Raw genomic sequence first — 13,849 nt, 5'->3', positions numbered from 1 at the left:
TTATTCTCCTGTTAGTGGATTATAAGCAGTTACACAGAGTTTGGGAAACTCCCCCTAGTTTCTAAATTAAAACTAATTCTTAAAAAAACTGTCCTAAACGTGGGCAGTTTTTACTTTTCGTGATATAAACTTTTATATATTATTTTTTTATTAAATAAAATAATCTCTATTAATTACTTACACTTAATTTAGAAATTTACAGCCCCTATATTTTTTTAATTTATGACATTTAAGTTATGAGTGAATTTTAGTCTTAATATGCAAAATGGCAAACACGCAAGGCTCTTAAATTTCATTTCAAGCTTAATACTTTAAGATAAATACGAAAAACATTATTCTCTTCAAGGACAATGTCACAACCAGCGTTATCCACTTCAAGCTTCATGACTTCTAATTGGCAATCATCTTTTAGCCACGAAAGTTTAAGCATTTCACCAATAAATAAATGTTCAATAAGCTTTTCTCGGAAGCTTGAATGTTCATAATGCTTGCTCATAATTTACCTTAATTTCTTAGTCGCGTAGTATGGGTTAGCGCAGCGTAACCCACCACCTAAATTTATCATAATATACGAGCGGTGGGTTACGCCTTGTCTGCATTCTCTACGAGAATTTGACAAGTCTAACGCCACCCTACTTACCCTTCCTCCGCCGACAGCGCTCAGAACAATAAATCACCTGCTCCCAATCCTTTTCCCACTTCTTGCGCCAGGTAAAAGGGCGTTGGCAAACCGGGCAGGTTTTTTGTGGTAGGTTTGCCTTTTTATGTGCCATGATGACCCTTACCGATTACTCATAATCGTCAAATATTTTATTGAGGCGATTGAGACTGTTGACGATCAGCTTACCAGATTGATCAGTACTGCTATCAATCGCTAGCTTCTCATCCATGCGCATCGTCAGTGGTGCCAGCGCCTGCTTGAGCGCATTGGCCATCAGTGTGGTCTGCTCATGAATATCAGGCGCATCGTTCTCTACGGTTTTACTGTCATCATTTTTAATCAGGCTTTCGGCTAAGCTACGAGACAAGCTATCTGCCATATTGTGTGCCAGTTGCTCCACGGCATCGACCAGCTGTTCCATCAGCGCTTTTTGCGCGTCTTGGTTTTGCTTGAGGTACTCGCCTTCTGCTTTGTGGTCATGCTTGTATATTTGTAGCAATTGGCTCACGCTTTTCTCAAAGCCATTATCGATACTATCGCTGACGACTTTGGCGTTATTGATCACACTATCGGCGAGGATTTTTTGTGAGGCGAGCTGCGCCTCCATCTGAGTTTCTAACTGGGCCTGACGCTCTGCTTCTCGTAAGCGCGCGATTTGCTCTGGATCATTTTTGGTTAAGTACGTCTCAAACTGACGACTGATGGCATTGAAGCCACTCGCCAAGTCGACCAACTGCGCGACGATTCGCGCGCCTGTATCACCGTCTTCCCCGCCCATGGCTTTGTTGCGTAAGAAGTCCGCTTTGATTTGCGCCCAGCGCTCTTTTTCTGCATCGGTTAAGGTGCCGCGCATCTCGCCAAGCTTGAGCAAGTTACTCTCTGCACCTTGGGTCAATAGCTGCGACTCGCCCAGATAGTGATCGTCTATCAGCTGGTTTAGCTCATTCTCATTCATGACCGCTGACAGCTTTTCGGTCATTTTATTCATATTACGATAACTGCCTTGTAGCTTAAATATCGGCTCAATACGATATTTATCATCTTGCGAGGCGGAGGCAATATAAGCTTGGTTGACGTCCAGAATGACTGCTTGCACCCTAAACATATGACGCAAGATCGCGATAATCTCGTTGATCTCTGAGGTGCTATATGGATAGGTTAGATCGCTGCTTTGCGCTTGGACGAGGTTGGCATTGTCCGTTTTCGCCATTTTAATCAGGCGATGTACATCGCTTAAGTCGCGGTTTGCCAATGGTGCGAGGACACTATTAGAAGTGAGTGCGTTTTCGATATAACTGAGGGCAAAGATGTCTTCCATACCGCTCATGATATCGCCTAAGTTGTAAATATCGGCACGGTTGGCGAGCATATCAGGCACTTTAAAGGCTTCACCGCTCTCGGTATAGGGGTTACCCGCCATGACCACACAGAACTTTTTGCCGCGCATGTCATAGGTTTTGGTCTTGCCTTGCCAGACGCCATCAATACGGCGCGTGCCATCGCCGAGTGAGATAAACTTCTGCAAAAACTCCGCATGGGTATGCTGAATATCATCGAGATATAGCATGACGTTATTGCCCATCTCAAAGGCTAAGTTGATTTTATTTAGCTCTTCCCTTGCCGTGGCATTAGGGGCTTTTTCGGGATCTAATGAGGTGACATCATGACCGAGTGACGGACAGTTAATCTTCATAAAGATCAGGCCAAGGCGATTTGCCACGTACTCCATCAAGGTGGTTTTGCCATACCCTGGCGGTGATATCATCATGAGGATACCCATCAGGTCGGTCCGCTTATCCTCGCCGACCGTACCCATTTGCTTGGCAAGGTTATCGCCGATAAGTGGTAAGTAGCTCTCATTAATCAGGCGGTTACGCACAAATGAGGACAAGGGACGAGGCATAAATTCGTCCAGTCGCAAGATTTCTTTTGACTCATGTAATATCTCTGAGCGCATCGCCAGATAGCGTTTATAAGCAGGGATCACTTGGGTGTCATGGTGATGCAAACGATTTAGAAAGTCGTCAACGGCAAAGGTTAGGCTCTGCTGATAAATACGTGTATGCTCACCCAATAAACCATTAACTTGTATTTCAAGCGACACCTTACCTGTATGACGCGCAAAGCTTTGCACTTGATTGAGCGGGTTATTGATACTGGTCAGTGACGTTGATGATGACGCTGAAGGTGAGGAGAACGACAAGGTGGAAGCGGCATTAGCTGTGCCTTTATGCGCGCCGCCTTTATCAAAACTCGCGCCCGAATCAATCAGACGCTGCACTAAGGCTTCACGCTGCGCATCGTTCAGTTGAGTGAGTAGTACAGCAATCGCTTCGGGCACATAATGACGACCACTCTCTAACTGCTGCTGACGTAGCGCCTCTTTTTCTTGACGTTCAGCCAGCTGCGCTTCACTGAGCGCCTCACCTGCCTCACCCAAATCATCATCTGCTACGTTAGCCGACTCACTATTACTGTAAGTCTTATCAAGCAGTGCATGAAACCATGTGGCTAATAGCTCGTAGGCTGATTTGGGTTGGAAGCCGAGCTTACCGATTGAGGACTGTAGCTGCGCAAAACTGGCATTATTTTGCGGGCTGACGGATGAGCTACTCAGTGTTTGGCTCAGCTGCTCGCACAACTGCTCGGCCTGCCTACTGGTTTGCCAGTTTATTGTGTTAGTTGCGGCGGTATTTGGTTCTGCTGACTGTCCCATAACATTGACCAAATACTCACTCGCCAGCTGCACATAGCTGGGCTTAAAAATATTGGTGTTATGAACATCGCTGGTCGTTGAATCTGACTCTGACTCCAATGCGGCATCTGACGGCTGCTTAGCATCATTATTACTGCCAATACGTTCGTCACGATAGGCCGCGACAAAACGCTGCATCACTTGGCTCATATCCTCGACCAGTAAGGATTTGGCAGTATCACTACCAAGGGCACGGCGTAACTGCTCAGCGGTAGCCGCTCTATCCGTCCAGTTATTTGCGCGGGTCAACACTGATTCATCCAGCCAATTGTCATAGCCAAATTGACGTAAGTTGTCTAAACCCAGCGCTTGCACGATGTTTAACTGCCAATAGAATAATTGCGCCAATGCGCGGACTTGCGGGGTATAAATCAGTAACCCGGCCTCACGTAATGTCGGCAGTATTTGCATCAATAGTAGCGTAGCATCATGGTCATGAATGCCTTTGTCAAACCCAAGCTGATAGCGCGGGGTTGCGTAGGCTTTGACCAATTTTGCTAGCGGACTGTCATTATCGATATCACCATTGACGTCCAAAGTAATGACGGTTTCGTCGTATGCTTGGTAGAGACGCGTTTCGGTCAGACCGTCTTGACTATTTTTTGCACTCTCGATGATGCTATAGGCCAAGTACTCGGCGCGGTATACCTTGTCGGACTCGGAGGCAATATTCATCTCCCAATACGGGCGCAAGGCATTTATCTCAGTATTATTGAGCGCTTCGTAATAGTCAGTGCCCGTCAGATGCAAATTGAGCACACGCGTGCCATCTGACTGCTGACGACTGAGTAAAGTTAAGTCTAATGGCTGCGTATTGACTGAAAAGCGATGCTTGCCAAGCTTGATGATCTGACCGCCATCTTCGAATAAGTCCGATTTGTCTTTTAGACTCTTATAGCTTTCGATTTGAATGGCTTTTAGGCGCGCATCAATGTCATCGGCTTTGACGCTAAAGCCCATCGCTTGTAGCTCTTTTGCGATGTTGCGGACTTTTTGCACCAGACCATCTGACGCAAAGTACGTATTGAGCGCTTCTTCCTCGGTAAAGCCCGTCACGCCTGTGCTTTGCGTGCGCTTTTTAATACTCTCAAGCATCCGCAGCGCGCCATCGCCTAGGTTTTGCGCTTTGCGATTGCGGGCATCGAGCAGTTGCTGCTTATGATTTTCAAAGGTTTCGTAAATCTCTTCGCGTTTACTGATGATATCGGCTAAAAATTGATCGCCGCTATTGGTCTCAGGATCCGCGAACTGGCTTTCTAATTCCTCTAATTGCACTAGTAGCTTTGCCATTTGCTCATCTGATTTCTCAGGCGTATTAGCAATGGATAAGGCATTGGCAATCGATTGACCAAACAGCTTAAACTGCGCGCCAAATTGCGCGAGCGCTTCAGCCGATCCTAAGTTTTTGCGTTTGTGATTGAGCTTGGCTTTGCTCTGATTAAGGCTGGCATAAATAGTCGAGATGTCATCGATGATTTGGGTGCGTACCGTGGCGTCAGCAACATCCAACGTACCGAGCAGCTCGGTCAATAAATCTAACCCTTGCGCCGTATCGTCAATTTTATCCAGCACTGGCTTTAATTCAGCATTGGTCTCCGCCGTGTTTAAGCGCTCACTGACATCGACCAATATCCCTTCGTAGCTTGATAGCGATTTATCACCGCTTAAAAACAGTACGGTTTTTTCGGCAAGATCGCTTTCTGCTTCTTCTAGCTGCGCTTGTAACGCTTCTAATTTATCGCTGTCTAAATAACGCAAATCCTCTAGGCTAACCAAACGACCTTTTTGTCGTCTTAATGCCGACAGCTGATCGACATAGTCACTGGCAGACTCAAACGTCGTGACCCGTATCAGCCGCAAAATCTCATTTTGCTGAGATTCGGCATCGGCAAGCGCGTTTTGGGTTTGCTTTTGGATACTTTGTACTTTGGCAAACTCATCAATGACCAGCTCAGCGGTCGCCGTCACTTCTTTAATACTACTGGCGATATCGGTCAGCTCAGGCTCAGACAGCCAGTAGTAGCTATCAAAGAGGCGACTGGTATTGTCCGATAGCTCTTCATAGAGTTTTTGCGACACGCTTTGGTTGTCGATAAGACGCGTAATGCTATAAAGATCAGAGATACCGCGCACTAGCTCTTTGTTACCGATTTTGCCATAGAAGCTCGTGCTTTCAGGCAATTCGCTCACATACTCAGGCGAGGCGTAAGGGGTGTGCCATATCTGCATCGGATGAATGCGCGACGGCTCGCTTTGGTCGCTAAACAGCACCAAGCGACCATTGTCTGCCAAGGCCATACCATTACAATAAATCGGGTTTGCCAATTGTTTTTTGATCAGGTTATAAGGAAACAGCCCCGTGATGCCCAACTCTCTGTCATAAAATAAGAAGAGAACGTCTTCACCATTTGTCGAGATAATCTTGCGCTTAAACTTTAGGTTTTTGGCACCGACACTATTGGCATCGAACAGCTTATACTCGCCCGTCTGTAGATAATACCCACCCGGAAATATAATGCCGTGATCTTCGGGCAACTGTACGCAGGACTGGCCAATCGCATCCAAACGCAGCACCGCTTCGGTCAAGGTGTTATAAACAAAGTAACGATAACTGTCCTCGCGGTACGGTAATATTTTGAGGAGGATTAAGCTACCGACTTTGGCATAGGCAATTTCAGCATCGGTCAGCGATTGGGTACGATCATTGACAGGCTCGCTATAGATGCCATTCCCTGACTGCGTATTGTCCTCAATTTTAATAGTCAGATCTCCGCCGACGGTTTCCACAAATATCGTATCTAAGATATTCATGTGCGGATACTTACCATTGACCATCTGCTCTCGCGTGGTCTCAATCCAATCAAAATCATAGGCAGGTGGCAACTCGATGTCACGCTCGCCGCGATTGTCCACGTAGGCGACTTGGGCAGCCTCTGGTGTACCTTGGCTAAAATCTAACGCAAAACGAAACACCCGAATATCGGTGATACGCTCACCGATCTGAAAGGCTAATAGCAGCTTGCTGTCTTTAACGGTTAGTTGAATCAGGCGTGTTTGCTTGTAATAGCGATAGAGCTCATTGAAGTCTTGTACAAAGGCATCTTGATCTAAAAACGTTCCTTTTAAATCGACCTCTTCAAGCTGATACTCTTGCTCCGCACTATCACCACCAACATTGCTCTGCTGACTCTCATCGCTGTCGCCTGTATCAGCAGGATCTATCAAGCGATATAGCGACAGTACATCCTTAACATTGCTGGCGCGTTTTAGCCCCATAAACACATTGTAGCCAAACAGCAGATAGTCGCCAACTTGTACCATATCCTGCGCCACACAGTTATGTTCGGTACGGATACGCGTGCGGGCAATCACCTGCATTTGAGTACTGCCAAATTCCGTCAGGCGTGCAGCATTTAGTTTGGCGGTCAGTTGCTCTAGACGACTGCTCTGCTCTGTTAGGCGTTTTTTGATGAGCTCATAAGCATTACCGGAGGCCACTGCCTGATCGGTTTGAGTTGCTTGGTTCGTGTTAGGATCGCTTTTACTATCTGAATTGGTTTGGTTTTGCGTGTCCGCCATCGTTGCTCGTCCATTTTTATATTTTGGCAATAAGGAATCATTGAAGGTAAAGAAGCACTTGGCTAATCTAAAAAATCGCATCACTTCTACTGATTTTTTAGATTAGCCAACTCATCATAAATAATGAGTTGGCTATCGCGCTTTAAAACGCTTAGCGCGAATGGGTCATAGCACGCTGCTATCTAGATGATAGCTTGCTTATAAATGCAGCGTGCTTATAAATACTGATATTTATACCAGTCGAATATCATTTAAGCGGTTCTGTCATCATTTGACTGGTTCGCTTTCATGGCTTGGTTTGCCATGACCCCATTGATGATACCGCTTAACGTGTCTGACTTGCCCGCTAGGCCATCAATGGCTTTACCGATCGATAGTGATTTGGCAAAGTTATCAAAGAAGTGCGCTTCACCGCCGACGATATCGATTTTGGCTTTTTGTAACGCCACTGCCAAGACTTCGGCGTTTTCTTTGGCAATCTCTTTACCTGCATCAATAGATGCCATCGCTTCTTGTAGCGCGGTCTCAAGCCCCATGCGGAACTCTTCGTGCTCACGTGCCTCTTTGCTCATGCTACCCATGGCATTGAACTTCTCGACCAGACCGTCTGCTTCGGCTTGGAAGTGCGCACGAGTGACTTCGGCTTTTGCCAGTCCAACGTCACGCTCTGCCTTAGCGTTTGATTCACCGCGAGCGGCGATAACTTCAGCATTGGCCATACCGACATCACGCTCGGCTTTGGCATTAGATTCACCGCGAGCGGCAACAATCTCTGCATCGACCATACCGATGTCACGCTCGGCTTTTGCTTTAGACGCACCGCGAGCCGCGATAACCTCAGCTTCAGCCATCCCTTTTTCACGGTCTGTTTGAGCCTGAGCCTGTCCAGTTGCCTTGATGACATTCGCTCTCGCAATGCCTTCTTTTTCAAGCGATACTGATTTGGCTTCTTGAATCGCCGCTTCAGCAAAGCCATGCGCTGACTCTTCTGCTTTGATACCTTCTGCCATTTTGATTTTGGCTTCGGCATCTTTAGCAGAGGCTTCCAGATTGGCATTAGCCAGCGTGGTGATTTCGACAGCTTTATGCTTGGCGGATAACTCTTCGGCTTCGGCTTTTTTCACCTGACGCACTTTGAGTTCTTCAGCATCTGCTTCGGCAGCCAGTACGCGCGTTTGCTTAGAGCGCTCCGCTTCGCTGACTTCGCGAACCTCTTTGATACGCTCTTCTTCTTGCGCCACAGTTTTGTCGACCGCGATACGTTCACGAATGACGTTGGCGATTTCTTTTTTCTCAAGCTCAATCGCGCGCTCGGCTTCGATACGCTGCAAGTCAACTTCACGCTCACGCGAGACGATTTCTAGATCGCGAGCACGCGTGACTTTTTCTTCTTCAATGACCACAGCACGTAAGCGGTTCTGACCCGCCACTTCGATTTCACGTTGTTGGTTCTCACGCTGAATCGCCAAATCTTGCTCTACCATGATGATGGCGGTTTCTGACTTTTTGCGCTCTTCTTCTTCGATCTTGCGAGTTTCAGCGGTTTCACGAGCGATGACTGACGAAATTTCACGCTTTTGCTTGGCTTCAGCATCGGCTTGTTGACGCTCCAGCTCCAGCATTGCCTCTCGGGTTTCGACGTTCTTTTTCTTAACCGCCAGCTCTTCGTCACGCTCAAGCTCATTGGTAATGACGTTTTGAAACGCCGTTAGCTGAGTGATCTTTTTGATACCCTCAGCATCTAGGATATTACTTGAGTCTAACGATACTTTTGGCGTTTGCTCTAGGTAGTCAATCGCCACATCTTCTAGGACATAACCGTTCAGATCGTTACCGATTTCTTGGACGATACTGTCACGGAACTGACTGCGGTTTTCGAACAGTTTGACAAAATCAATCTGCTTACCGACGGTCTTTAGCGCTTCTGAAAACTTAGCATTGAATAGCTCATTGACCGCGACTTTATCTGACGCTCTCTCTACGCCGACGGATTTGGCGACTTTGAGCACATCTTCTTCGGTTTCATTCACCCGTAGATAAAATGCGACTGTGATGTCCGCACGCATATTATCCGCACAAATCAGACCTTCTTTGCCGCGTCTGTCCACCTCTAAGGTGATCAGCGAGATTTTCATCAGCTCTTTTTTGTTGATTACAGGCCAAACAAACCCGCCATCAAAGCGCACGGCGATTTTACTCACCCCGTTGATAATGAGTGCTTTGCCTTGCTCAACCTTCACATAAAAGGCTTTGAGCATCAAAAGTGCGACCATCATAAAAACAAACGCCAGCACCACAACCACGCCGACGATAATGAGTTTGTCCATATCCATTCCTTTAATTAAAACATTCCAAGCGAATTTAAAACCCTTGCTCTATTTACTAAATGCTTATTTTTTATCTGTTATTAAGCCACCATTTACTGACCAATATCTTTGATGAGCATTATTTGTCTTCAACAGGCGTGACTCGGTAAGTGTTAGCATCATCTAAATACGCTACCAACACGACTTTATCGCCTTGTTTTAGCTGATTGTCACTCATATCTGAGCGAATCTTGAGTATCAAGCCTGCGCCGCCATCATTGAGTACTGCCTCTCCATACTTGTCAGTCACACTCAGCGTACGCACCACAGCGATTTTGCCGATATTACTAGAAGCATTGCGTTTAGGGATTTTGGCGATGTTTTTACGAATTGGCGAGATAATAAGACCAGTTAGCCACATCGATATCACCAAAACAAAGACCAGTGCCCCTGTACCAAATACATAATACAAAATGCCTGAGTCAACGTTTTGGTGCAAAAAGCTGGTGTATAGATAGCTTAGTAGCCAACCGATTAAGCTTATGAGACTGAGTATGATGATAAGAGGAACACCATAAAGGCCAAACTTGAGCATAAGACCGGTAAAAAACCCCGTTGAAGATAGGTTTGAGACATCTGCCTCACCACCTACGTCACCGCCTACATCCCCAAGATCGACGCTATCCATATCTGCCAGACCAAGCAAAGAGACGACCCAATACAAGGTCACAAACATCACAAGCCCCGTAAAAACAATCGTGGGATATAAACTGATATTAGTAATAAATACTAAAAAAGCCTCTTGCATGACATCTCCTCTCCCTCTGCCTACTTAATCTAGTATCTTAATGACCCAATTACATAATTTGGTATGACATGAATGACTTTTGCTCGACTTAATGCCGTTATATTTATATTTTTAGAATCAACTTATGTTTCTTTGTTGATGATTATATATACATTTCATTACATAATATATAGCTGTGTCAATCAGCGGCCCCATATCGGTGAGCGTACGACCCCACCATTTTGACTATTGATAGCATAGCTCGTATTTCCTGAGAGCGAATGAATCACCAAATCGTCACCTTTTTGACGTCCTAAACTTTGACCGCCTACTTGCCCGCTGACTTTTGAAAAACGCGTTGGATAGACCACATAATTTCCAGAAGGAGATAGACGTGCCGGTTCATCGAGTCCAGTCTCTGCCAGATTGAGCACGTGCCCAGTCGTCAGCGTCATGACAGCAGCCTTGCGGCCATTTAGATAAGCCATGCGCTGACCATCTACACTGAGCTGAGGACTGGCGACATAGCCATTTGTCGGTACAGGTACGGCTTTACCAGTCGCGAAGTGATAGCGATAAATACGTGGGCGCCCAGCACGGACTTTGTCACTGGTATAAACAAAGCTTTTGCCGTCAGCGGCATAGCTGGGCTGTACCTCAGTGCTCGGTAGTGTCGTTAATTGCTCAGTTGTCCCATCACTTAGGCGCATCTTATAAATATCAGCATTGCCACCGACCGTAGAGCTATAGAGCAGATATTGACCGTCAGGTGAAAATGACGCTGACATATTACTGCCTTCAGCATTGACGACCAGATTGCGCGTTTTACTGCTTTTATCATAAATATATATTTTAGGATGCTCGCGCGGTGCTTGTTTGCTATAAGCAAGCAGTTGCCCATCAGCCGACCACGCTGGCGCATAGATATAGCCTGTGATCTGATCAATGCGCTGACGCTCACTGCCATCAGGACGGATGCTATAGAGGGTCGATACTTTTGCGCTCCCTGACCCTTGCTCTTCCACATAAGCAATGTGTCCTTGACGATCGATGGCAGGCATAGCAGCAGTTAACGGGTTACTATCCACTACTATATTATTCGGCTTTTTGATTTCAGTGCTAGGCAATGTCTGACAGCCAGTGAGAGCTGCCAGTATAGCGATCGTCGTCGCCCCTTTTATCATGATGTTATTCGTGGTTGGTTTCGACATAATGGTTTTAGACATAAAGTAGTATCCAGTGAAATCTATAAGGCATAACAGCAGCTTTACGCTAGTGTAGCGCAAAATTCGACAAACTTCGGATAAAAAAAAGGCCCCACATATGAGTGAGGCCTTATCAAATCTAAACAGAGTGTTTATATTACTCTTATACATCGTTAGCTTATTTAGACACAGCTTTAAAGTAAGACACTTGATTGTCATTTTTGATGGTTAAGATTGGTACTTTTTTGGCGTTTTTGCTGAGGCTATACTTGCCTTGTACCGTGGCGACTGCTGCTGTATCAAAGCTGGCTTGCGGCTCAGGACAGGCCATCATTGTACTGATGCCATTTTTGAGCTGTACATCACCATTGACGACACTGTAACCTGCGCTCATGTTGTTGCAGGTATTCATAAATGCGACGTAGTTTCTACCGTTATCATTCATAAAGCTCAAAGTGAGCGGCTTGGCTGAATCAAAAAATAGTGCGGTTACTCGCTCACCATTCATACGTTTGGCATCAACCAGCTGCCAGTTGTGCGCTTGGAGTGCCGTTTCGGTCACTGGCTGACTGACTGGCGCTGGGAGAGTCGCCGTCGTTTGACAACCAGCAGTAAGCGCACCTACAACAAAGGTGGCACCCATTATCATTTTTGTCATATTTTTCATACTTATTCCTTCTATTAAACTCAGCAAGTTTATCGCGTCTTAGGCGTACGCTTAGGGCAACTGCTAAAGACCCAATCAAAATTTTTTTATGGCTATGAATGATCTTGAGCAGTCGCGATATAGTGTCTCACCCAGCGCTTGCTGTCATTATTAATTGAGTTACTACATTGAGTTACTACTTGGCAGATATTTGTTGCCCGATACAATCGCGACAATGTTAGCAATTAAGGGTAAGCTCCAGTCATCCAACGCACCAACTCACCAAAAGCGCAATAACTTTTGATGGTTTTGGCTGGTGACATTTCTCTCAAACCAAAACACCCCACTAACTAGTGAGGTGTTTTTATCGTGCAACTATCGCATCTGATGACTGATATCACTTATCAAAACGGTAGATACAACGTCAGTCTTAATAAGCGCATGTACCACTATTTTAGATCACATCTGTACCAGTAATGTTTGGCTCTTCAGTAGCGGGCGCTGTCATACTTGACATCGACTGGCAACCGACCAGTACGGTGACCATGACAATGCCTGTCATCAATGCTTTGGTTAAGTTTTTCATATAAGCTCCTAGAACAATTTTAATAAACGGTTGGTTTTAGCAAAGTATCACTATCGTTGTATTAAAGCCACAGCCATTGGATCGTACTTTTCCCAATCACCATCGCTTATTCACACTTTTAGCATACCTGTCCCTTACATTACGGTAAGTTATTTAATGTTAAGGAAATATGCTTACTGAGTTTTGGTTTCCTGCAACGCTGCATAACCGGATAAACGCTTGCGCTCAGCATCATCAAACAACTGCTGCTCAAGTTGGTCTATCTGAATTTGCGCCTCTGCTGGATTGGCACTTTGATTTAGTAAACGCTGTTTTTGCGTTTGATACTGAGTAAAGCGCTGATCAAAATTGGCATCTTCTTGATCGACTTGTGCCAGTCTCTCTGCCGCTGGTGCACCCACTAACTCTAGGCGCATATTGTATAGTGCTTCAGGGCTGGCACCTGCCGCTTTCATCTGTTCAGTACGAGCCATAAGCTCATTAAGATTGGCTTGCTGCATGATATTGGTTTTGATCGCACCATCTGGTAGACGGCTCACATAATCTTGTCTGGCAGCCTGTTTTTGTGCCTCACTCATTTGCTCATTTTGATTGATTCTGACCATCTCCATACTATAGTCATCATAACTATCGCTAGCACCAAAGAAGGCTTCGATGGTGGTTTTGTCAAAATACTGCTGACGTAATCTTGCCACATCCTGCTTTTGCTGAGCAATGGCATTCAAATCTAGCTCACCGCTTTTGCTCGCTTGCAGTTGCAGATTGCCATAACGCTTTTCTATCTCAGGAAGCGCTTTGAGATACGCCACATATTTGCCAAAGATAGCGACCGCTCGGCTGGCAGCTGGCTCTGGCGTGTGGTGACGGATATAACTCTCGACACGCGCAAAAATAACGGCTTCGTCCTCCTCTCCTATTGCTGATAAAAAATAATCGAATAAACGCCGCAGACCTTCAGTGACGACCAATTGCTTGTGCTCATCAATGATGATTTCGCCGTCCACTTGCGTGCCTTTCAATGAGCGCGGCAAACGCTCTAACCCAGTGACAAATGCAGACTGGTTCTGGGCTGAAGCGGTTTGTTCTGTTTGCTCACTATTCAGCGCAGTGGACAACGTACTCTCAGACTTATCAGTGGGTGAAGCAGATAGCGACTGCTGAGTCGCCATCGGTTTATTATCTGGTTTAAACCACACAATCACCGCCGCCGCGATGACTATGATGACCACAGCGATGATAACAATCGGTAGATAAGCGGGGCGGCGATGTTTTGACATAGATACGAGTTCTTAGGCAATCATTAAATAGATCGTCATTAAATAGA

At 45.9% G+C, this 13,849-nt stretch carries 9 protein-coding genes; all 9 read right to left on the bottom strand.

Annotation, left to right across the window (positions count from 1 at the left end; translation table 11 throughout):
* Positions 1 to 292: 292 nt before the first annotated feature.
* Entirely contained in the window at positions 293 to 496 is a 204-nt protein-coding gene (locus L0G63_RS07195; RefSeq protein ID WP_058024314.1) for a hypothetical protein, read from the bottom strand.
* Positions 497 to 632: 136 nt separating this feature from the next.
* Positions 633 to 773 (bottom strand): DUF2256 domain-containing protein, encoded by a 141-nt coding sequence (locus L0G63_RS07190; RefSeq protein WP_301450025.1) that lies wholly within the window; start codon positions 771 to 773, stop codon positions 633 to 635.
* Between the two features lie 15 nt (positions 774 to 788).
* Positions 789 to 6,995 carry a DNA repair ATPase gene (locus tag L0G63_RS07185; protein WP_301450024.1) on the bottom strand — a complete coding sequence of 2,069 codons (6,207 nt, stop codon included), beginning with the start codon at positions 6,993 to 6,995 and terminating at the stop codon, positions 789 to 791.
* 251 nt (positions 6,996 to 7,246) lie between these two features.
* A complete protein-coding gene (locus L0G63_RS07180; RefSeq protein WP_301450023.1) occupies positions 7,247 to 9,322 on the bottom strand; it encodes a hypothetical protein in 2,076 nt (691 codons plus the stop codon).
* A 118-nt stretch (positions 9,323 to 9,440) separates the two neighbouring features.
* Complete coding sequence (locus L0G63_RS07175) at positions 9,441 to 10,109, bottom strand: hypothetical protein (RefSeq protein WP_301450022.1); 669 nt, start codon at positions 10,107 to 10,109, stop codon at positions 9,441 to 9,443.
* 182 nt (positions 10,110 to 10,291) lie between these two features.
* On the bottom strand, positions 10,292 to 11,314 hold the full coding sequence (locus L0G63_RS07170; RefSeq protein WP_301450021.1) for a Xaa-Pro aminopeptidase: 1,023 nt from the start codon (positions 11,312 to 11,314) through the stop codon (positions 10,292 to 10,294).
* A 157-nt stretch (positions 11,315 to 11,471) separates the two neighbouring features.
* Positions 11,472 to 11,960: an META domain-containing protein gene (locus tag L0G63_RS07165; RefSeq protein ID WP_301450020.1), complete on the bottom strand. Its 489-nt coding sequence runs from the start codon at positions 11,958 to 11,960 to the stop codon at positions 11,472 to 11,474.
* A gap of 433 nt (positions 11,961 to 12,393) precedes the next feature.
* On the bottom strand, positions 12,394 to 12,525 hold the full coding sequence (locus L0G63_RS07160) for a hypothetical protein (RefSeq protein ID WP_257785223.1): 132 nt from the start codon (positions 12,523 to 12,525) through the stop codon (positions 12,394 to 12,396).
* A gap of 173 nt (positions 12,526 to 12,698) precedes the next feature.
* Entirely contained in the window at positions 12,699 to 13,802 is a 1,104-nt protein-coding gene (locus L0G63_RS07155; RefSeq protein ID WP_301450019.1) for a lipase secretion chaperone, read from the bottom strand.
* Positions 13,803 to 13,849: the final 47 nt, after the last annotated feature.

This window comes from Psychrobacter sp., assembly GCF_030454045.1.
GTDB lineage: Bacteria > Pseudomonadota > Gammaproteobacteria > Pseudomonadales > Moraxellaceae > Psychrobacter.
This window is presented reverse-complemented; position numbering and strand designations above follow the sequence as displayed.